Origin of the sequence: Methylobacterium sp. Leaf112 (genome assembly GCF_001423295.1) — a bacterium.
In the GTDB taxonomy this organism is placed as follows: Bacteria; Pseudomonadota; Alphaproteobacteria; order Rhizobiales; family Beijerinckiaceae; genus Methylobacterium.
In genome coordinates, this window is the sequence record NZ_LMNG01000029.1 from 151,049 (window position 1) to 170,079 (window position 19,031).

At 71.6% G+C, this 19,031-nt stretch carries 23 protein-coding genes; 16 read left to right on the forward strand and 7 right to left on the reverse strand.

Translation table 11 applies throughout. The features are described 5' to 3' along the window. Positions 1 to 235: 235 nt before the first annotated feature. Entirely contained in the window at positions 236 to 754 is a 519-nt protein-coding gene (locus tag ASF52_RS13160; RefSeq protein ID WP_056172669.1) for a TspO/MBR family protein, read from the forward strand. Between the two features lie 3 nt (positions 755 to 757). Here ASF52_RS13160 and hemA read toward each other — a convergent pair whose 3' ends face one another. After that, positions 758 to 2,074 (reverse strand): 5-aminolevulinate synthase, encoded by a 1,317-nt coding sequence (gene hemA, locus ASF52_RS13165; RefSeq protein WP_056172672.1) that lies wholly within the window; start codon positions 2,072 to 2,074, stop codon positions 758 to 760. Between the two features lie 424 nt (positions 2,075 to 2,498). On the opposite strand from hemA, the gene ASF52_RS13170 reads away from it, so the two are divergent. Beyond that, positions 2,499 to 2,729 carry a hypothetical protein gene (locus ASF52_RS13170; protein ID WP_056172673.1) on the forward strand — a complete coding sequence of 77 codons (231 nt, stop codon included), beginning with the start codon at positions 2,499 to 2,501 and terminating at the stop codon, positions 2,727 to 2,729. A 137-nt stretch (positions 2,730 to 2,866) separates the two neighbouring features. Further along, positions 2,867 to 4,156 (forward strand): UDP-N-acetylglucosamine 1-carboxyvinyltransferase, encoded by a 1,290-nt coding sequence (murA, locus tag ASF52_RS13175; protein ID WP_056172677.1) that lies wholly within the window; start codon positions 2,867 to 2,869, stop codon positions 4,154 to 4,156. A gap of 38 nt (positions 4,157 to 4,194) precedes the next feature. Here murA and ASF52_RS13180 read toward each other — a convergent pair whose 3' ends face one another. Further along, entirely contained in the window at positions 4,195 to 4,515 is a 321-nt protein-coding gene (locus ASF52_RS13180) for a hypothetical protein (protein ID WP_443136679.1), read from the reverse strand. A 303-nt stretch (positions 4,516 to 4,818) separates the two neighbouring features. Between ASF52_RS13180 and ASF52_RS13185 the strand changes: the two genes are divergently transcribed. The 4 genes from ASF52_RS13185 to ASF52_RS13200 all read left to right on the forward strand — a co-directional run bounded on the left by ASF52_RS13185 (position 4,819) and on the right by ASF52_RS13200 (position 7,683). Next, entirely contained in the window at positions 4,819 to 5,286 is a 468-nt protein-coding gene (locus ASF52_RS13185; protein ID WP_056172680.1) for a DUF2948 family protein, read from the forward strand. Further along, positions 5,283 to 6,578, forward strand: a complete 1,296-nt coding sequence (gene hisD / locus ASF52_RS13190) for a histidinol dehydrogenase (protein ID WP_056172684.1) — start codon at positions 5,283 to 5,285, stop codon at positions 6,576 to 6,578. The genes ASF52_RS13185 and hisD overlap by 4 nt, the downstream gene beginning before the upstream one ends. Positions 6,579 to 6,585: 7 nt before the next feature. Next, the gene (locus ASF52_RS13195; protein ID WP_056173010.1) at positions 6,586 to 7,083 is read left to right on the forward strand and encodes a UPF0262 family protein; all 498 of its coding nucleotides are present in this window, start codon (positions 6,586 to 6,588) and stop codon (positions 7,081 to 7,083) included. 141 nt (positions 7,084 to 7,224) lie between these two features. Further along, on the forward strand, positions 7,225 to 7,683 hold the full coding sequence (locus tag ASF52_RS13200; protein ID WP_056172687.1) for an arsenate-mycothiol transferase ArsC: 459 nt from the start codon (positions 7,225 to 7,227) through the stop codon (positions 7,681 to 7,683). Here the strand turns inward: ASF52_RS13200 and ASF52_RS13205 are convergent. Further along, on the reverse strand, positions 7,661 to 8,539 hold the full coding sequence (locus tag ASF52_RS13205; RefSeq protein ID WP_056172690.1) for a C40 family peptidase: 879 nt from the start codon (positions 8,537 to 8,539) through the stop codon (positions 7,661 to 7,663). The genes ASF52_RS13200 and ASF52_RS13205 overlap by 23 nt on opposite strands. A 227-nt stretch (positions 8,540 to 8,766) precedes the next feature. Here ASF52_RS13205 and ASF52_RS13210 point away from each other — a divergent pair, with 227 nt between their 5' ends. Continuing rightward, positions 8,767 to 9,096 carry a hypothetical protein gene (locus ASF52_RS13210; protein ID WP_244473084.1) on the forward strand — a complete coding sequence of 110 codons (330 nt, stop codon included), beginning with the start codon at positions 8,767 to 8,769 and terminating at the stop codon, positions 9,094 to 9,096. A 60-nt stretch (positions 9,097 to 9,156) separates the two neighbouring features. On the opposite strand, the gene ASF52_RS13215 is transcribed toward ASF52_RS13210, so the two are convergent. From ASF52_RS13215 to ASF52_RS13225, 3 genes are all read right to left on the reverse strand, one after another. Continuing rightward, on the reverse strand, positions 9,157 to 9,840 hold the full coding sequence (locus ASF52_RS13215; protein ID WP_056172694.1) for an SDR family oxidoreductase: 684 nt from the start codon (positions 9,838 to 9,840) through the stop codon (positions 9,157 to 9,159). A gap of 147 nt (positions 9,841 to 9,987) precedes the next feature. Then, on the reverse strand, positions 9,988 to 10,698 hold the full coding sequence (locus tag ASF52_RS13220; protein ID WP_056172698.1) for an MgtC/SapB family protein: 711 nt from the start codon (positions 10,696 to 10,698) through the stop codon (positions 9,988 to 9,990). Between the two features lie 45 nt (positions 10,699 to 10,743). Next, positions 10,744 to 11,643 (reverse strand): alpha/beta fold hydrolase, encoded by a 900-nt coding sequence (locus ASF52_RS13225; RefSeq protein ID WP_056172702.1) that lies wholly within the window; start codon positions 11,641 to 11,643, stop codon positions 10,744 to 10,746. Between the two features lie 260 nt (positions 11,644 to 11,903). On the opposite strand from ASF52_RS13225, the gene ASF52_RS13230 reads away from it, so the two are divergent. From ASF52_RS13230 to ASF52_RS13255, 6 genes are read left to right on the forward strand one after another with little or no spacing between them, the layout of a single operon-like run. Further along, the gene (locus tag ASF52_RS13230; protein WP_056172704.1) at positions 11,904 to 12,908 is read left to right on the forward strand and encodes an AAA family ATPase; all 1,005 of its coding nucleotides are present in this window, start codon (positions 11,904 to 11,906) and stop codon (positions 12,906 to 12,908) included. Between the two features lie 8 nt (positions 12,909 to 12,916). Further along, the gene (locus ASF52_RS13235) at positions 12,917 to 13,840 is read left to right on the forward strand and encodes a DUF58 domain-containing protein (protein WP_056172707.1); all 924 of its coding nucleotides are present in this window, start codon (positions 12,917 to 12,919) and stop codon (positions 13,838 to 13,840) included. A 24-nt stretch (positions 13,841 to 13,864) separates the two neighbouring features. Next, the gene (locus ASF52_RS13240) at positions 13,865 to 14,341 is read left to right on the forward strand and encodes a DUF4381 family protein (RefSeq protein ID WP_056172710.1); all 477 of its coding nucleotides are present in this window, start codon (positions 13,865 to 13,867) and stop codon (positions 14,339 to 14,341) included. Position 14,342: 1 nt separating this feature from the next. Beyond that, positions 14,343 to 15,359: a VWA domain-containing protein gene (locus tag ASF52_RS13245; protein ID WP_056172713.1), complete on the forward strand. Its 1,017-nt coding sequence runs from the start codon at positions 14,343 to 14,345 to the stop codon at positions 15,357 to 15,359. Continuing rightward, positions 15,356 to 16,285: a vWA domain-containing protein gene (locus ASF52_RS13250; RefSeq protein WP_056173013.1), complete on the forward strand. Its 930-nt coding sequence runs from the start codon at positions 15,356 to 15,358 to the stop codon at positions 16,283 to 16,285. The genes ASF52_RS13245 and ASF52_RS13250 overlap by 4 nt, the downstream gene beginning before the upstream one ends. Next, positions 16,285 to 17,181 carry a tetratricopeptide repeat protein gene (locus tag ASF52_RS13255; RefSeq protein WP_056172714.1) on the forward strand — a complete coding sequence of 299 codons (897 nt, stop codon included), beginning with the start codon at positions 16,285 to 16,287 and terminating at the stop codon, positions 17,179 to 17,181. Before ASF52_RS13250 ends, ASF52_RS13255 begins: the two co-directional genes overlap by 1 nt. Here ASF52_RS13255 and ASF52_RS23725 read toward each other — a convergent pair. Beyond that, positions 17,114 to 17,386 carry a hypothetical protein gene (locus tag ASF52_RS23725; protein ID WP_443136680.1) on the reverse strand — a complete coding sequence of 91 codons (273 nt, stop codon included), beginning with the start codon at positions 17,384 to 17,386 and terminating at the stop codon, positions 17,114 to 17,116. The genes ASF52_RS13255 and ASF52_RS23725 overlap by 68 nt on opposite strands. Here ASF52_RS23725 and ASF52_RS13260 point away from each other — a divergent pair. Next, positions 17,334 to 18,563, forward strand: a complete 1,230-nt coding sequence (locus tag ASF52_RS13260; RefSeq protein WP_244473807.1) for a hypothetical protein — start codon at positions 17,334 to 17,336, stop codon at positions 18,561 to 18,563. The two genes, ASF52_RS23725 and ASF52_RS13260, sit on opposite strands and share 53 nt — an antisense overlap. Positions 18,564 to 18,628: 65 nt before the next feature. Continuing rightward, positions 18,629 to 19,021 (forward strand): hypothetical protein, encoded by a 393-nt coding sequence (locus ASF52_RS13265; RefSeq protein WP_056172724.1) that lies wholly within the window; start codon positions 18,629 to 18,631, stop codon positions 19,019 to 19,021. Positions 19,022 to 19,031: the final 10 nt, after the last annotated feature.

A 19,031-nucleotide genomic window follows, 5' to 3' on the forward strand; every position in this document is an offset into this window, starting at 1 on the left:
TCGTTCGCGGGTCTGGGGGAAGGTGGAGGTCTCCAGGACGCGTTCCTGGCGACGGCACCGGCCCCATGGCACGGACCTGTCGTATGGTCCGAGTCCGGGGCCGGCTTCATGAAACCATGGCCCCTCGAACAGCGTTCCGACGCCAGCCTCCGAAGACCGTGTCGCCCCCCGGTAGCCGTGTCGGCCGCTCCGAGACTTGTCGCCCAGAGACACTGAAACCAGGACCCCGAGACGGATGACCGCTACCCTGCATGTGCCCGGCCAGCCGGCCCTGCCCCGCTATCCCCGTCTGGCGGCGGCGATCCTGCCCGTGGTCCTCACGGGCTTGGTCGGGTCGCTCTCGACGGGCTCCAACATCGAGGGCTGGTACGCGAATCTCGCCAAACCGTCCTTCAACCCGCCGAACTGGGCGTTCCCCGTCGCGTGGACGATCCTCTACGGACTCATCGCCTTCTCGGCGTGGCGGCTCCTGGGCGCCAAGCCGCGCACGGGGCCGACCCGGGAGGGCTGGCGGCTGGCGGTGATCGCCTTCGCGGTCCAGCTTGCGCTCAATACCGCGTGGACCCCGACCTTCTTCGCCGCTCACGCCATCGGCACGGGCGTGGTGGTTTCGGGGGCGATGTTCGTGATGATCCTCTGGACCATCCGCCTGTCGTGGCGCTTCGACCGTGCCGCCGCCGGAGTGCTCGTGCCCTACGCGGCCTGGGTCGGCTTCGCGACGGTTCTGAACTTCGCGCTCTGGCGGCTGAACTGAGCCCTACTCGGCGGCTTCCACGAACACGGTGCCGGCGCGCGGCAGGTCGAGGGTGTCCCATGTCTCCATGAGCGCCGCCGTCAGCTTGGCGATCCTGGCGTCGTCGTGGAACGGCGAGGGGGTGATGCGCAGGCGCTCGGTGCCGCGCGGCACGGTCGGGTAGTTGATCGGCTGGATGTAGATGGCGTGATGCTCCAGCAGATGGTCGGCCGCCGCCTTGCACAGCTCGGCATCGCCGACCATCACCGGCACGATATGGGTCTGCGTGTGCAGCACCGGCAGGCCGGCGGCCTCGAGGGCGATCTTGGTGCGGTTGGCCTGGCGCTGGTGCGCCTCGCGCTCGACGTTCGAGCGCTTGAGGTAGCGGACCGAGGCGCGAGCTGCGGCAGCGATGGCCGGCGGCAGGGCGGTGGTGAAGATGAAGCCCGGCGCATGGCTGCGCACGGCGTCGCACAGGACGGTGGACCCGGTGATGTAGCCGCCGACGCAGCCATAGCCCTTGGCCAGGGTCCCCTCGATGACGTCGACGCGGTGCATCACCCCGTCGCGCTCGGAGATGCCGCCGCCGCGCGGGCCGTAGAGCCCGACGGCGTGCACCTCGTCGAGGTAGGTCATGGCGCCGTAGCGCTCGGCGAGGTCACAGATGGCTCCGATGTCGGAGACGTCGCCGTCCATGGAATAGACGCTCTCGAAGGCGATCAGCTTCGGGCGGTCGCCCGCCGCGATGAGGAGCTCTTCGAGGTGGGCGAGATCGTTGTGGCGGAAGATGCGCTTCTCGCAGCCCGAATGGCGCACGCCCTCGATCATCGAATTGTGGTTGAACGCATCCGACAGGATCAGGCAGTTCGGCAGCAGCTTGGCGATGGTCGAGATGCCGGCCTGGTTCGAGACGTAGCCCGAGGTGAAGACGAGGCCCGCCTCCTTGCCGTGCAGGTCGGCGAGTTCGCGCTCGAGGTCCACCAGGGGGGAATTGTTGCCGGCGATGTTGCGGGTGCCGCCGGCGCCCACGCCACAGCGCGCCGCCGTCTGGGTCATGGCGCCGACCACGTCGGGGTGCTGGCCCATGCCGAGGTAGTCGTTCGAACACCACACGGTGATCTCGGAGGTGCCGCCGTCGGGCTTGCGCCAATGCGCCGTGGGGAAGCGTCCGGCGATGCGCTCGATATCGGCGAAGACGCGATAGCGGCGCTCGGTGTGGAGGTGGTCGAGGGCGGTGCGGAAGTAGGCGTCGTAATCGGCTTGGGTCCGACCCGGACGGGTCTTCTGGATCTTGCGGCTCTCGGTGATCTCGCTCGTCGCGGGCATCCGGTTCACGGGCATCCGTCCTTCACGCTTGGGCTGATTGGCCGGCGGTGGGATCGCGGCCTCTGGCGGGGTCGTTTCCGCGCGGACCCTCTTGCCAGACGGGGTCTTCGCGATTGGTTTTAGCAAAGTGTCGTCGCCGCCTGTTCGGGAGACAGCGAACGCTCCGCGTCGTGGCTGGCTTTCCCAGCGCGGACGGCACGATACAGGCGAACTTGGAATTGGTTCAAGTCGACAACCGCAGCCCTGGTCTGCAGCTTGACGGTGCCGCCAGGTGAGGCTGCCTGATAGGCGCCGTCGTCGTGGCGATGCGTCGCGTGGGAGCCGCTCCGTCCGGGTTTCGCGGCAGGACGCCGATGCGACGATCGAAAAATCGGCTTCCCATCGAAGCCGCGAGCGGATTGAAGCGTTGGCGTGCCACCCCGAGGCCGCTTGGAGAACCATGACCGATCAGACGGACAGGCGGGCCGAGCGCCTCAAGGCGGCCCTGCGGGAGAATCTCCGACGCCGCAAGGCGCAGGTGCGCGGTCGCTCCGAGGCGCCGGACGGCAGGGTTCGGGACGGGACCGGACCCACGCCCCCGGATCCTCCCGATCCGTCCGATGCGAATTCGCCGGACGCCAGTCCGCCGGATGGCGATCCGCCGCAACCCTCCGAGGGCGATCCGGCCTGAGCTGGGCCGCAATCCCTTTTCCGACAAAACTCGCGTATACGCCGGCTCGAACGACATGGAAGGCGGGCCGCGGGCTCTCCGCGAGACCGGTCCGAACGTCCCCCGGGGGCGGGACCAGAGCGTAAGGTTGGACAGCAATGGACCGCATCACCATCATCGGCGGCAGGCCGCTCAACGGCGTGATCCCGATCTCGGGTGCCAAGAACGCCGCGCTGCCCCTGATGATCGCCAGCCTGATGACCGGCGAGACCCTGGAGCTCGGCAACGTGCCGCGGCTCGCCGACATCAACGCGCTCCTGCGCATCCTCGGCAACCACGGCGTCGACCACATGGTGGTGGGCAAGCGTCCCGGCCAGACCACCGAGACCGGCCAGACCATCCGGCTCACCGCCTCGAACGTCATCGACACCACGGCGCCCTACGAACTTGTCTCGACCATGCGGGCGAGCTTCTGGGTGATCGCGCCCCTGCTGGCGCGCTTCGGCGAGGCCCGCGTCTCCATGCCGGGCGGCTGCGCCATCGGCACGCGCCCCGTCGACCTGCTGCTGATGGCGCTCGAGCGCCTCGGCGCCACCGTCGAGGTCGACGGCGGCTACGTGGTGGCGAAGGCCAAGAACGGTCTTCGCGGGGGTGAGATCCACTTCCCCAAGGTCACGGTCGGCGGCACCCACGTGGCGCTGATGGCGGCGGCGCTCGCCAACGGCTCGACCCTCATCGAGAACGCCGCACGCGAGCCCGAGGTCGTCGATCTCGCGGCTTGCCTCACCAAGATGGGGGCCCGGATCGAGGGCGCCGGTACGCCGCGCATCACCATCGAGGGTGTCTCGCGCCTGCACGGCGCCCGCCACGACGTGCTGCCCGACCGGATCGAGACCGGGACCTACGCCATGGCGGTGGCGATGACCGGCGGCGACGTCACCCTGGAGAACACCCGGGCCGACCTGCTGCACTCGGCCCTCGACGTGCTGTCGACCACGGGCGCCGAGATCACGGTAGGCACCGACACCATCCGCATCCGCCGCAACGGCGGCGGCATCGCGGCCGTCGATGTCACCACCGATCCGTTCCCGGGCTTTCCCACGGACCTGCAGGCGCAGTTCATGGCCCTGATGACCCTGGCCAAGGGCCAGTCCAACATCCGCGAGACCATCTTCGAGAACCGCTTCATGCACGTGCAGGAGCTTGCACGCCTCGGCGCCAGGATCCGCCTCGAAGGCGATCTCGCCATCGTGGAGGGCGTCGAGCGTCTCAAGGGAGCGCCCGTCATGGCGACGGATCTGCGCGCCTCGGTGTCGCTGGTCATCGCCGGGCTCGCGGCCGAGGGTGAGACCAGCATCAACCGGGTCTACCATCTCGATCGCGGCTTCGAGGCCCTGGAGGCCAAGCTCGCGCGCTGCGGCGCCGAGATCACCCGCGTCCGCTCGTAGGTGAGGCGCGCCGGCCCCGACGGGCCGGCGCGGAATGATCAGCCGCCGACGGCGCCGCGCTTGAAACCGAAGCCGGGAATCTCGCAGCCGCAGGGGGCGTTGTAGGGCGCGGGCCGCGTGCCGCAATTGCCGCGCGCGGTGACGCAGATGCTGCCGCCGCGTCCGCCGCGGGGACGTCCGTCGAAGCGATCGTCGTAGCGGTCACGGCGGCGCTCGTAGCGGTCCTCGTCGTAGCGGCGCTCGAAACGCCGGGGACGGTCGTCCTCGTAGCCGCCGTAATACTGAGCCTTGGCCTCGAACGCGCCGAGGCCGGTACCGAGGGTCGCGGCCGTCGCGATCGCCAGGAGAATGCGCTTCACCGAACTGTCCTTTCCGTCATCCCCGTCGCCCGAGCCGACGTGTTCGCCGATGGGTCGCGGGGGCCGAGCTTGGAGGGTCTCGGGGACGAGCCTTAGACCGATGCGGATGAACGACGGCTGAGACCTCTCGTTCCACGCCGTCCCGCGCCACGCCGTCCCGCGCCACGCCGTCCCGCGCCCCGTCGTACGAACGCCCGCGCGCCCATGGTTGCCGTGGGCCGACGGCCTCGCTACCTACGGGACGCAAGAGTTGCCATGTTCCGGGATCGGCCCGGTTCAACCCGAAGAGCGCGACACCCCGCCATGGAGCTTCTGAAGCTCGCCGCCCTCGATGCCGACGACCTCGCGGTGATCTCGGCTCACCTGCAGGACGCCATCCTGCGGGCCGAGGATTTGGCCTATCTCACCGATACCCATCGTTTCGTGCTGGTGGCCCGGCGGTTCGACTGGTCGACGGAGGAGGGGACGGCGCCGCGTCGACGCCTGACGGGCGTGCATTTCGAGCGGGTGCTCGGCGTGCGCAGCCGCGGCATCGTACCGGGCGCGTCGTCCGACACCCCCCTCGAACTCCTGGCCGTCACCTTCACGCCGGGCGAGGCTCCGTCCGGCACCGCCACCCTGATCTTCGCCGGCAATGCCGCGATCCAGCTCGACCTCGAATGCATCGAGGTGCGCATGAAGGATCTCGGACCCGTCTGGGAGGTCGATGGCCGACCCGATCACGAGGCCGTCGCCGCCGCCCGCGCCGCCGTCGAGGGACGCAACGCATGATCCGCCTCCATTCCGGCGCCGCCGATTTCGCGGACAGCTTCGCCCGCCTGCTCACGGTGAAGCGCGAGATCTCGGAGGATGTCGACGAGACCGTTCGGGGCATCATCGCGGGCGTGGTCGCGGGCGGCGACGCGGCCCTCGTCGACTACACCCGCCGCTTCGACCGCGTCGGCGAGGCGTTCACCACCGCGACCCTGCGGGTGACGGCCGATGAGATCCGGGCCGCCATCGCCGCCTGTCCGGCCGACGCCCTGGAAGCCCTGCGCTTCGCCGCCACCCGCATCGAAGCCTTCCATGCAGGCCAGGTGCCGGGCGACCACATGGGCACGGACGCCCTCGGGGTCACCAGCGGCTGGCGCTGGACCGGCCTCGAATCCGTCGGCCTCTACGTACCCGGCGGGACGGCGAGCTATCCCTCCTCGGTGCTGATGAACGCGATTCCGGCCCGCGTCGCCGGGGTGCCGCGCGTCGTCATGGTGGTGCCGATGCCGGAGGGGGCGATGAACCCCCTCGTGCTCGCCGCCGCCGATCTCGCCGGCGTCCACGAGGTCTACCGCGTCGGCGGTGCCCAGGCCGTGGCGGCCCTGGCCTACGGAACCGAGACCATCGCGCCCGTGGCCAAGATCGTCGGGCCGGGCAATGCCTGGGTCGCGGCGGCCAAGCGCCGGGTGTTCGGGCAGGTCGGCATCGACATGATCGCCGGCCCGTCCGAGGTGCTGATCCTCGCCGATTCCCACGCCAATCCGGACTGGGTCGCGGCCGACCTTCTCGCTCAGGCCGAGCACGACGAGGCCGCCCAATCGATCCTCATCACCGATTCGGCCGAGCTTGCCGACGCCGTCGAGCAGGCCGTCGAGCGCGCCCTGGTCACCCTGCCGCGTGAGAAGATCGCCCGGGCGAGCTGGCGTGATTACGGCGCCATCGTCGTGGTGCGGAACTTCGACGAGGCGGTGCCCCTGGTCGACCGCCTCGCGCCCGAGCACCTCGAGATCGAGACGGACGATGCCGAGGCCTTGGCCGCGAAGGTGCGCAACGCCGGGGCGATCTTCCTCGGCTCGCACACGCCGGAGGCCATCGGCGACTATGTCGGCGGCCCCAATCACGTCCTGCCGACGGCGCGCTCGGCGCGGTTTTCGTCCGGGCTCGGCGTCCTCGACTTCATGAAGCGCACGACGATCCTGCGCTGCGACCCCGAGAGCCTGCGGGCGCTCGGACCCTCGGCCATCGCCCTCGGACGGTCGGAGGGTCTCGAAGGCCACGCCCGCTCGGTGGCCATCCGCCTGAACCTGTGAGGCGATGATGCCCGGCGCGGCCAAATCCACGGAGCCGAAATCTCCCAACCGCCTCGTGGCGGTGACCCTCGACGAGGAGTCCATCGGCCGGGGCAACCCCGACCAGGAGCACGAGCGCGCCATCGCGATCTTCGACATCCTTGAAGAGAACAGCTTCGCGATTCCGGGGCGCGAGGGGCCGTTCGCCCTCACCCTGGGGCTGGTCGAGAGCAAGCTCGCCTTCGCGATCCGCCACGAATCCGGCGATCCGGTGATGACGCACCTCCTGTCGCTGACCCCGTTCCGGCGGGTGATCCGCGATTACGAGATGATCTGCGAGAGCTACTACAACGCCATCAAGACGGCCTCGCCGACCCAGATCGAGGCCATCGACATGGGGCGGCGCGGCCTGCACAACGAAGCCTCGGACCTGTTGAAGCAGCGCCTTGAAGGCAAGGTCGACCTCGACCACCAGACCGCGCGGCGCCTGTTCACCCTGGTCTTTGCCTTGCATTGGAAGGCCTGAGCGGCGCTCTCCCGAACGTGACGTCCATCGCGCGGCAGCCGCACCCCGAAGGCTTCGTGCGTCCACCAAGACCTCGTCCACCAAGATATCGTTCACTAAGACCTGGAGCCGTCGACTCCAGCGCCCGGAGACAGTGACCGGATGGCGGACGAGGCCGGCCCGAAGAAGCGTGTCCAATCCGCCCTGTTCATGTGCAACTTCAACGCCGTGCGCTCGCTGGCGGCGGAGGCCATCGCGCGCCACTACTTCGGCAAGTCGATCTACGTGCAGTCGGCCGGGGTCCGCTCGGGCGAGCCCGCCGATCCGTTCATGGTGGCCGCGCTGGACGAGATCGGCATCGATGCGACGCGCCACAAGCCGCGGACGCTCGCCGAACTCGAGGAGTGGGAGGGGCTGAACTTCGACCTCATCGTTACCCTGGCGCCCGAGGCCCACCACGCCGCCCTGGAGCTCACCCGCACCAACGCCGTGGAGGTGGAGTACTGGCCGACGCCCGACCCGACGAACTTTCACGAAGGCTCCCGCGACCAGCGCCTCGACGGCTATCGCGACGTGCGCGACGGCCTGATCTACCGCATCAAGTCGCGGCTGAAGGGATGAGTCGTCGGATCGAGGTCACGGGTCCGTAGCTCTTCTCCAGGATGCGGGCGACGGCGTCGCGCAGCGGCTCCACCGCCACCGCCATGTGGAAGCCGTTGGCGTGGATGAGGCGGGTGGCATCGAGCATCAGCCCGACATGGCCGCGCCAGAACACGAGGTCGCCGCGCGCGAGCCCGTCGAGGCCGGGGGGGAGGGCTGCACCGAGACCGCCCTCCTGCTGGTCGGCGTCGCGGGGCGCCGCGATCCCGGCGAGGTCGAGGCAGAGCTGGACGAGGCCCGAGCAATCGAGGCCGAGGCTGGTGCGGCCACCCCAGAGGTAGGGGGTTCCGACGAGGCGCTCGGCAGTGGCGGCGAAATCCGTGTCCGTCCGGTCGAGGGCGGCGCAATGGCCGGCGAAGACATGGTCGCCCGTGGCGAGGCGGAGATACCCGCCCGCTTCGCCCACCACCGACAGGCGGGCGCCGAGGGTGAGGTATCCGGTGGCGGGGAGCTTCAGGTCGGGGCCGGGATACAGGAAGGTCCGCAGGGCCGTGACCCGGTGCGTCGGCGCGGGATCGACCGGCCCGAGGGCGGCCTCCGCCAGGTAGCCGACATAGCCGTCGTGTCCGAGTCGGACCCAGGCGAAGCCTTCCTCGGCCTCGTAGAGGGTCACCGCGTCGCCCATCACCGCCTCGGTGTCGACGGCGGCATCGAACCGGGGCGCACGCCGCAGGGGGGCCGACGGCACCACCACCCGGCGGGCCTCGCCCACGACGTATTGGGCCGCCGCGATCCGGCCGCGCAGGCGAATGTCGGCCAGATCGGGTCGGGCCGGGATGAGGCGCGGGTCGGAGAGATCGGCAAGGTCGTCGAGCATGACCACTTATCCGTCGCGCCGTTGGTGGCCGCAACGGTGCGGCACTTCGACACGTCTCGGAAGGCGGTTTGCGACCGGCGCATCCTTTGCGTGGAAACCGAAGCGCCCGGCTCCGTGAACTCAATTCCCCAGCGATGTCCGCGACGCAACCGCCGAACGCGATTTTGTGCACTGCACATAGCCTGTCCGCGGCGTATGGTGATGGAATGCCGAGCGCGAGTCCTGCCGTGAAGAAGACCCCGAAATCCTTCAAGGACCTGCCGCCGATCCGCGTGCGCCGGGAGCCGCCGACGATTCCGGAGGCGGTGGCCGCCGCGCAGGATCTCGCCGACGAGGTCGAGCATCAGGTCGAGATCGCCGCCGGCCTGATCGGCCTGCCTGCCGACGAGATCCGCCCGCATGTCCTGGCCGCCGCGAAGGCCAAGCCCGAACGGATGCCCGAACGCATCCTGACGGCCGGCAGCCCGAACCGTGCGCCGCGTACGGTGATCGTCGAGCGCCGCACCCGTCCGCCCGTCATCGTCGAGCGGCGCGGGCGTCCGCCCTTGAGCCGGTAGGTTCGGACCGCCCCGGTCGCCCGGGGCGATCGGTCCTCGACCACCAGTCGAGCGTCTCGACTACCAGTCGAGCGTCTTGCCAGTGTAGTCGACGTAGACGCAGCCGGCCTGGCCGAGACGGCCCTCGATGACGTCGGACATGCCGGTGACGCTGGTGGCGACGTCGATGTCCGCGTCCGCCCCGCCCATCTCGGTGCGGACCCAGCCCGGATGCATCAGCATCACGCCGAAGCCGGCGTCGCGGTGGCGGACCTCGAAGCTGCGGGCCAGCGTGTTCAGCGCCGCCTTGCTCGCCCGGTAACTCTCCGAGCCGCCCGATTCGTTGAGGCCGACGCTGCCGAGGACCGAACTCATGAAGGCGACGAGGCCCTTCGGCGCGAGCCGGTCGAGGAAGGCTTCGGCGAAGCGGATCGGGCTCACCGCATTGGTGAGGTAGACCTGGGCCGCCACGTCGCGCGGAACGGCGTGGAGCGGTTCATGCGCCTGCGTCGCGACGCCGGCGACCACGAAGATCAGGTCGTAGCGTTCGCCCGACAGGGTTTCGCGGAGGGACGCGACGGCGCCATCGTCGTCGATATCGGCGGTCTCGATGCGCAATGCGTCGGACGACAGGGCTGCGAGCCCCGGCGCAGTCGAGCGCTGGGTGGCGGTGACCCGCCAGCCGCGCTGCAGGAACGTCTCGACGAGGCCGAGACCGAGGCCGCGCGAGGCCCCGACGATGAGTGCGTTCTTCTGGTCTGCCATGGTGTTCGATCCTCACGGTCCGGGATCGTGGCCAGGGCGGAGCCTGGTCGCGCGTGGACCCGATGCGTCTGAGGTCGGTCGCGGATCATCCCGCGGCAATGCGCCGGAACGCCCTGGAGGTGCGCGGGCGCACGCGGGATTGGGCCATCAATCGGCGGTCTGTACCGACCATGTGGCGTGGGTGACGAGGGGCATGCGTTCGAGGGCCGTCGTTACGGCGTCGAGTTCGGCCGCCGCCACCGCCGTGGCGACGAGGGTCGCCACCACCTCGACGGTGTCCTCGCCGCGCTCCACCACTTCAATCCCGCCGACGGGGTAGTTCGCCGCCTCGAGGCGTTCGACGAGAAGGTCTCGCGCGGGGCCGACGGACTCCGCCTGCACGGTCACTTGGACCTCGTAGGTCGCCTCCGTCTGGCTCTCATCGATCGGCGCCCGGTTGATCGCGTTGACCAGGGGGCGCAGCAAGGTGTTGCCGGCGAGCACGGCCGCCGTGACGAAGGCGGCTTCCAGGGGGAAGTCCGCGCCCGCGAAGGCGCCGACGGCGGCCGAGCACCACAGGGTCGCTGCCGTGTTGAGGCCACGCACGTTCATGCCCTCCTTCATGATCACGCCGGCGCCGAGGAAGCCGACACCGGAGATCACGTAGGCCACCGTGCGGGTGCCGCCGGCCGCCCCCTCCAGGCGCATGCCGAGATCGACGAAGGCGGCCGCCCCCACGGCCACGAGGACGTTGGTGCGCAGGCCCGCCGTGCGCTGCCGATACTGCCGCTCGGCTCCGATGAGGGTGCCGAGTGCGAAGGCGACAATGAGGCTGACGGCGGAATTGACGAATTCGGGGAGCGGCGAGGACAGGAGCATGCCGTGTCATCGCGATCCCGCGTGACGGAACCGTGACGGATCCGCCTATGCCGCCAGGAAGGCGCGCAGTGCGTCGCGTGTGCCCTCGGGGTTCTCCTCCGCGAGGAAGTGCCCCGATATGAGATCGACGCCCGTCGCGTTGGGCGCGAAGGTGCGCTGCCAGGCGGTGAGGAGCGCCTCGGCGCTGCGGTCGAGATATCCGTCGCCGGTCAGGATCAGGGTCGGGCAGGGGATCGTGCGCTGGGCGGCGAGATCGGCCAGATCCGCCTCGCGGTCGCGGGTCGCCCCGGCCCGGTAATCCTCGCACATCGCATGGATGCGCTCGGGCACGGCCCAGCCCTGCCGGTAGAGGGCGAGGGCGGCGGGCGCGAAGGCATCGAGCGACTTGGCATTGCTCCAGTCGCGCAGCAGGCCCTCGAAATAGCCGTCGGGATCGCGTCCGATCTCGTTCTCCGGCTCGGGCGCCGGACGGGCGAGATCCTTCCAATGCGCGGACCCGCTCGACGCTTCGATACGCTCCCACTGCACCAGGGTCGGCAGGATATCGAGCAGTGCGAGGCGCGCGACGCGGCCGGGCTCGTCCAGGGCCAAACGGTAGCCGATGCGCGCGCCGCGATCGTGACCGACGAGCGCGAAATGCACGTGCCCGAGATGCTCCATCACGGCCACGACGTCCCGGGCGAGGGTACGCTTGGCATAGGTTTCATGCCGGGCATCGCCCTCGGGGGCGGCCGACCAGCCGTACCCCTTCAGGTCGAGGCAGATCACCCGGTGGGTCTCGGCCAGCGCCGGTGCGATCCGGTGCCAGCAGGCATGGGTCTGGGGAAAGCCGTGCAGCAGCAGGACGGGCGGTGCGTCCTCCGGCCCGCCGATCCGGGCAAAGAAGCGCCCGACGGGGATGTCGATCCAGGGGGCGGAGAAACCGGGGAAGAGGTCCGTGGTCACGGGGCGCGGGCTCCGACGATGGAGAGCCGGATATAGGGCCGCCCCCGGCGGCCGACCACGCGCCATCGGGCAATTTGCCCGACATCGACCGTGCGGCCATCGGGCCGCGCCCGCGGGATTGACGCTGGGGCCCCGCACCGGCACACCCGGACGACGTGGGTCGCTTAAGAACCCGCACCAAAAATCGTCGAGGAGACGCGCATGGTACGGCTGACCGTCCTTGCCCCGAAGGCTGTTTTCGCCCGCGCGGAGTCGTGCGCATGAGCGGTGCCGTGCTGGCCGAGCGTCCGGCCGCGCCGCCCCTCGATCAAGCCCTGCACGCGCGGGTTCTCGCCCTGCGCGACGGCCTGCTGCATGGGCTCATCGGCGCCGACATCATGGTGGAGCGCCTACTCATCGGCCTGCTCACCGGCGGACACCTCCTCATCGAGGGCGCGCCGGGCCTGGCCAAGACCCGCGCGGTCAAGCGCCTGTCGGACGGCCTCGACGGCAGCTTCGCCCGGATCCAGTGCACGCCCGACCTCATGCCGGCCGATCTCACCGGCACCACCGTGTGGCGTCAGGATGCCGGCGATTTCGAGTTCCTGCCCGGCCCCCTGTTCCACTCCCTCGTCCTCGTCGACGAGGTGAACCGCGCCCCGCCCAAGGTCCAGTCGGCCCTGCTGGAGGCCATGGCCGAGGGCCAGATCACCGTTTCGGGCCACACCCACGGCCTGCCCGACCCGTTCATGGTGGTGGCGACCCAGAACCCCATCGAGCATGCCGGCACCTTCCCCCTGCCGGAGGCCCAGCTCGACCGCTTCCTCCTCCACGTGGTGGTGGAGATGCCCGACGAGGCCGCCGAGCGCCGCATCCTCGACCTCGTCGAGGGCGAGCTGAACCACCACGCCGAGGCGATGCCGGTGAAACTCTCGGTTGCCGAGATCCGGGCCGCGCGGGAGGCGGCGCTGGCCGTCTACGTCGCGCCCGCCCTGAAGGACTACCTCGTGCGCCTGGTGGCCGGCACCCGCACGGATTCGGCCGCGCCGGATCTGCGCGCCGCCATCGAGCACCCGGCCTCGCCGCGCGGGACCCTGGCCCTCATGCTCGCCGGCAAGGCGCGCGCCTACCTGCGTGGACGCGACCACGTCGTCCCCGAGGACATCGCGGATCTGGCCGCCGACGCCCTGGCCCACCGCATCGGCCTCACTTGGCGGGCGGCGGCCGAGGGCAGGACCGCGCGCGGCATCATCCGCGACCTCGTCCAGCGGGTGCGGGCGCTCTGAGCCCCGCCATGGCCTCCCCGTCCGTCGCCGATACGACGCAGGTGCCCGGCATCCACCTCTCGGGCGAGGCCCTCATGGGGCTGCGCCACCTCGCCCGGCGCGGCACCTCGCCGGCGACGCGCACCCTGGCGGGCCTGCCCGGCGGCATCGTCACCCGGCGGCGCGGGCGCGGCTCCGAGCCCGACGACGTGCGCCTGTGGTCCGAGGGCGACGACCGCCGCCACATCGACCGCAACGCCACCGCCCGCACTGGCATCCTGCATGTCCGCACCCACCACGACGAGCGCGACCGCGCCGTGGTGCTCCTCGTGGATGTCCGCCCCTCGATGCTGTTCGGCACCCGCCGGGCCCTGCGCTCGGTGGCCGCCGCCGAAGCCCTCGTGCTCCTCGGCTGGCGGGTGGCCGGCGATGGCGGCCGGGTCGGCCTCGTGGCGGTGGGCGCGGGCGAACCCGTGGTGGTGCGCCCCGCCGGGGGCGAGCGTGCCATGACGGCCGTCACGGGAGCGCTGGCCATGGCCCATGCCCAGGCCCTGGCGGACGCCGCGACCCAGGACCCGCCCCTGTCGCGCGCCCTGACCCTGGCCCAGAGCCTGCTGCCCTCCGGTGGACACCTCGTCCTCGGCACCGCCCTCGACAATCCGGGCGCGGATTTCGAGCACCTCCTCACGGTGATGGCCGAGCGCCTGTCGATCCGTCTGGTGCTGGTCAGCGACGCCTTCGAGCGGGCCCGCCCCCCGGGCTTCTACCCCTTCGCCACCCAAGACGGCCGGCGCGGCACGGTGCAGGCGAACCGGGCGGACCGCCCGCCCGGCGACGCCGATGCCCGCCTCGTCGAGTATGCCCGCCGCGGCATCGAGGGCCTGCGCCTCGATGTCGAGGCCGGACCGGAGGCCTACGCTCCCCTCATGGAACGGCTCGATGCGGTGCTGTGAAACCCGCACCGGCGGACGGTGCCCATGAATCCCGCAAACGCCCCCGCCGACATCCCCGCCAGCCTGGACCAGCTGCGCGGGCTGCACCTGCCCGCAGAGACCGCCGGCGCGGCGCAGGGGCCGGTGGTGCTCGCCATCGCGCTGGGCTTCACGGCGGCCCTCCTCGTCGGCCTCGTCCGGTACCTGAGGGCGCGGCAGGCCAACACCGTGCGCCGGGCCGCCGCGCGCGAACTCGCCGCCGCCAACGCCCTGCCGCCGGGGCCGCGCCGGGTCGCCCAGGCACGACTCCTGCGCCGTCTCGCCCGCACCCTGCGGGGCGACGCCGCGGCCTCGACGCAGGGGAGCGATTGGGCCGCCACCCTCGACGGCCTGTTCGCCACGGACTTCTTCACCAAGGGCGCCGGCCGGACCTTCGCCGACGGCCTTTACCGCCGCGAGGCGTCCGAGCCCGGCGCCATCGACGCCGAGCTCGTCCGGCTGATGCAGCGGATCGGGGCCTGACATGCCGAACTGGCTCACCGCGCTAGCCTCGGCGTTCGACCTCGCGAGCCCCTACGCCCTGCTGCTCCTGCCCCTGCCGCTGCTGGCGGCGCGCCTGATGCCGGCCGAGCGGGTCGGCTCGAGCGGGGCCCTGCGCGTGCCCGCCTCCCTCGTCGCCGCGGCGGCCCGGGGCGACAGCGTCGCCGCGCGCGGGCGGGGCCGCGCCGTGCTGGTCTGGACCCTGTGGGTGGCCCTCGTCGCCGCGCTGGCGGGTCCCCGCCTCGTCCTGCCCGCCACGGCGCTGCCGGCCTCGGGCCGTGAGATCATGCTGGTGATGGACCTGTCCGGCAGCATGGAGCGGCGCGACTTCGCCCTCGACGGCCAGACCGTGAACCGGCTGGCGGCGGTCAAGCGCGTCGGCACCGACTTCATCCGCCGCCGGGCCGGCGACCGCATCGGCCTCGTGATCTTCGCCAACGAATCCTACGTCGCCGCGAGCCCGAGCTTCGACACCGCCACCGTCGCCCGAGCACTGGACGAGGCGACCATCGGCCTCGTCGGCCGCTCCACCGGCATCGGCGACGGCCTCGGCCTCGCCCTGAAGCGCCTGACTCCACCACCCTCGGCCGAGACCGGCGAGGCCGGGCCGCCCGTGACCGCCAAGGTGGTGATCCTGATGACGGACGGGGCCAACAATGCCGGCCAGACCACGCCGCGCGACGTCGCGGGCCTCGCCAAGGAACTCGGAGTCCGGGTCCACACCATCGCGCTCGGCCCCCGCGACCTCTCCAACGCCGACGGCGAGCAGGACGTGGTCGACACCGAGACCCTACGGGAGATCGCCGAACTCACCGGCGGCCGGATGTTCCGGGTGAAGACCACCGAGGACCTCGTCGGCATGGCGGACGCCATCGACGAGATCGAGGGCGGACGCGCCAAGGCGCCGCCCGTGCCCCTGCGAAAGGACCTGTGGCCCTGGCCCGCCGCCGTGGCGTTCCTGTGCGCAGCCGGCCTTCTGGCGGCGAGGCGGGTCGCGTGAGTGTCCTCGATGCCCTGGCGATCTTGCGGCCCTGGTGGCTCGTGGCGATCCCCCTGGTGGCGATCCTGGCCCTTCGCGCGGCCTGGCGCTCGGCGCCGCTGGGTGACTGGGCCAAGGCCGTCGATCCCGGCCTGATGGCGCTGCTCGCCCGGCGCGGCGCCGTGCTCGGCGGGCGCCGGCAGGCGAACCTCGCCGCGGCGCTGACCGCCGGTCTCATTGCCTTCGCCCTCACGGGACCCGCCGTGGAACGGCCCGACGCCACCACCTTCCGCAACCTCGACGCCACCGTGGTGGTGGTCGATCTCTCGCGCTCCGTCGCCGAGGGAGGCCGCCTCAAGGACGTGCGCCAGATCGCCGAGGGCGTCGCTCAGGCGGCCGGCACCCGCAGCGTCGCCGTGGTGGTCTATGCCGGGGACGCCTATCTGGCGATCCCGCCCACCACCGATCGCGACGCCCTCGCCTCCACCCTGTTCGCGCTCGACGGCGACACGGTGCCCGACCGGGGCACCCACCCCGAACGCGGCCTCGCCCTGGCGCGCCGGACTCTTTCGGAGGCCGGCGTCATCGCGGGCGACGTGGTTTTGGTGACGGATGGCGACGGGATCGGCGAGGCCGCCGCCCGCGAGGCCGCGGCGACCCGGGCCAAGGGCTGGGCCTTGAGCGGCGTGTTCGTGCCCGCCGGTCCGAGCCTGCCGGCCGGGTCGCCGAAACCGGACCGCGCGGCGCTGGAGCGCCTCGTCGCCGCGGGCGGCGGACGCCTCGCCGACCTCGACGCACCGGGGCCCGTCCTCGATACCGTCGGGGCGAGTACGGCCCAGCACCTCGCCGCCGGCGGCTACACCGTCCTGGCCTTCGCCGATCTCGGCCGCTGGCTGATCCTGCTGGCGCTCCTGCCGGCGCTGGCCCTGTTCCGCCGGAGCGCCTGATGCCACTTGCGTTTCCGTTTCCCCGCCCGCGCCGCTGGACCACCTGGGCGCGCTTTGCCGGCCTCGGCCTCGCAGGAGTGGGCATTCTCGGCCTCGCCGGGGTGTCGCAGCCGCGCACGGGCCTCGGGCGCACGCTCATGGGCCTCGGCCTGCCCGGTGCCGCCGCCGCCATCCTCGACGATCCGGCGTGGCGCGGCCCGGCGCTCTACCAAGCCGGGCGCTACGACGAAGCCGCGGCCCTGTTCCGCGCGGCCGGGCGGCGCGGGTCCTACAACCTCGGCAACGCCCTGGCGAAGGCCGGCGATCTGCAGGGGGCACTCGACGCCTACGACGCGGCGCTCACCTACAACCCGCGCGATGCGGACGCCCAGGCCAACCGCTCCCTCATCGCCCGCCTCGTCGACGAAGGGGCGGGCGATCCCGGCAAGGGCGGCGGGGTCGCCAATGCGACCGCGACCACGGGCGCGCGCTACAACAAGACCTCGAACCAGGACCCCAACGACGACACCCAGGCGACCTCCAGCGGCGAGGGCCTGGCCGGCAACAAGGAAGGGGGCACCACCTCCTCGACGCCGGGCAACAGCAAGGTGGCGCGGCGCGGCAAGGCCGAGCAGGTCTCGGTGGATTCCGGCAAGGGCGAGGCGCGGGGCTCGGCCAGCGACGCCGCCGGGCGCGGGCGCACGGGTGCCGGTTCGGCCATGGTCGCCGCCGCGCCCGAGCGGGAAGCGCGCCGGGTGACGAAGAGCTTCGAAGCCCACGAGATCCGGCCCGACCGCCTCTGGCTCCAGACCCTGCCGGACGATCCCGGCCGCTATCTCAAGCTGCGCCTCAAGGCCGAGCAGGCCGTGCGCGTCGAGGCCGGCACGGCCGTGCCGGGGGGGAGCAACCCATGGTGAGCTTTGGCCGTCGGCCTCGGTCGTTGAACCTGACCGGTTCTGGCGGAGGAGCCACACCCTGTCCCTCTCCTTCCAGGAGAGGGGACCCGCGCTGCGATCGGCAGCCGTCTGCGGGGATTGGCATCACATCCCTTGCGATGTTGATTTTGATCATGCTCTTCGCGAACGCCCCCGCTCGCGCCGAGATCGACCCCGGCGACCTCACCCTTACGGTGACCCCGGAGCGCAACGGCAACGCCGATCCGTTCTCCCGCGAGATGGTGCTGTTGCGCATCCGCGGGGTCTATCGCCAGCCGATCCTGCTGGAGGAGGTGATCCAGCCGTCGCTGGCGAATTTCAGCTGGACCCAACTCGGCCGCGATACATGGTCGAAGACGCGCCTGCCCGACGGGCAGGTCGCCATCGCGTTCGACCGGGTGGTGGCGATCTTCCCGCACCATGCGGGCGACTTCACCATCGAGCCGTTCCTCCACCGGCTGACGGTCAACGACGGCGGCGTCCGGAAAGTGGTCGACGTGCCCTCGCCCCCGGTGCAGCTCTCCGTCGCGAACTGGACGAAGCCCGTCGGCGGGCCCGACGCCAAGGAGCCATGGTGGCTTCCGGCCCGCGAGGTCACCATCACGGATTCGTGGAGCCCGGACCCGGAGACGGTGAAGATCGGCGAGAGCACCCGGCGCATCGTCACCCTGGAGGCGCAGGGCATGGTCGCCGAAGGCCTGCCGCCCCGGCCGGTCATGCGCACGCGCGGCATCCTCACCTTCGCCGGACCTGTGACCCGCGAGACCATCATCACCCCCACCGGGCCCATCGCCCGGGCGACCTACCAGTGGGACGTGCGCCCCGCCATCGCGGAGGTGATCCCGTTGGACGCCATCATCATCCCGTGGTTCGACACCGTGTCCCGCACCCTGCGGGAGGCCGAGATTCCGGCCCGGCAGATCGGCGGCGGCCTGCCCGACCGGGAGGAGGACGCCAAGCCGATCACGCCGGCCTCGCCCCTCGTCGTGGTCGGGGCGGCCCTGGCCGCGTTCGGGCTCGGTCTGGCGCTCGTCGGGTTCGGGGCGCCCACGCGGTCGCGCCAGCGCCTCGATCGCGCGACCCGACGGGCCCTCGTCCTGGCCGCCGCCGCCGGTGACGCGACCGCCTTCCGGGCCCGCCTCGCACCCGTCCTCCAGGGCGCGCCGGATCTCGCGCGGGCCTGGCGGGCGGACCCCGCCATCGCCGCCGGCCTCGATGCCCTCGACGGCACCCTCTACGGGCGCGGTTCGGTCACCGCCCCCGACCTGACGGATCTCGCGCGTCGCCTCGGCCGGCCGGTCCGAGCCGCCGCTCCGACCGGAACCGATCGCGGACGTCTGGCCGACCTCGACGGGCGGGCCTGAGGGCCGGCATGGTTAACCACCGGTTTACGTCCCTCTGCCAACCCTGACGCGCGGGGAGTGGGTGGATGCGGCGCAGGGTGACGGCGACGGGGCGGTCTTGGCGCCCGGGGGGGCTGATCGCCCTCGGCCTTCTAGTCGGCTGGCCGGCCCGTGCGGCGGACTTCCTCGACGCCGGGCGCCCCACCGAAGGGTATGAAGCGCTCGACGGTGTCGCGCCGTTGCCGCGTTATTTCCCCCGGGCCGAAGGCGACGATTCGGTGGTGCGCCGGGCCCCCGTCCCACGCCGTCGCGTGGCCGGGTGCATCCCGCGCCGCGCACCCGTGCCCACCGACCGGCCCGGTGACCCGAGCTATGTCGGTTCCGCCTATGGCCTCGGCAAACCGAGCTATTACGGTTTCACGCCGCCGCTGGGCGTCGACGATCCCTACGGCCGCCCCCTGCTGCCCTACTGTCCCTAACGACTGGCGC